This is a genomic window from Photorhabdus sp. RM323S (genome assembly GCF_042879375.1).
Classification (GTDB): domain Bacteria; phylum Pseudomonadota; class Gammaproteobacteria; order Enterobacterales; family Enterobacteriaceae; genus Photorhabdus; species Photorhabdus tasmaniensis.
On the sequence record NZ_JBHFKZ010000184.1, the window covers coordinates 1 to 647 of the forward strand.

At 49.0% G+C, this 647-nt stretch carries 1 pseudogene; it reads left to right on the plus strand.

The annotated features are described in order from the left end of the window. Window positions 1-647, plus strand: a pseudogene (locus ACGF7G_RS22570) (lytic transglycosylase domain-containing protein); the annotation flags it as partial.

Genomic DNA, 647 nt, shown 5'->3' on the forward strand with positions numbered 1-647 from the left:
TCTTTCGACTCGTTACGTCAGAAAATACTGGATAACTTCCCCAAAATTGAGGCCACACTCACCAAGATCATCAAAGGCATTCTCTGGTTTGCTGAGGTCTTTAGTCGCATGGTTTACCGGGTGGTTCAAGGTATTGGAGATGTCATAGATTGGTGGAAGCGACTGGATGAAAGCAGCAAGATGCTGATTGCCATGTTCGGGGCTATCGTTGTTGCCTGGCGTCTTCTGAACAGCGCGTTCCTGATGTCACCCATCGGCGCGATCACAGTATTAATCGGTGCGCTTCTCCTGCTCTATGACGACTATAAAACATGGAAAGAAGGCGGTAAAAGCCTGATCGACTGGAGCAAGTGGGAAAAAGATATCGACCGTGCCGTTGAGGCGTTTAAAACCCTCGGAAAGTGGATTAAAAAAGGTGTTGATGGTGTCGGCGGCTGGAAAAATGCTTTCCTGATTCTCGGCGGAGTTGTAGCGACGACGTGGGCAGTAAAGATGCTCGCGGGATTTGCGAGGGTTTCCGCTGCATTAACCCCTTTACTTGCGCGTCTCGCACCTTTATTAGGGCTGGTGGCCTATGGTGGATACTTGTACAGTGACTGGGATAACATCAAACAAAGTGCAGCATCATCATGGGATTATAACACCCG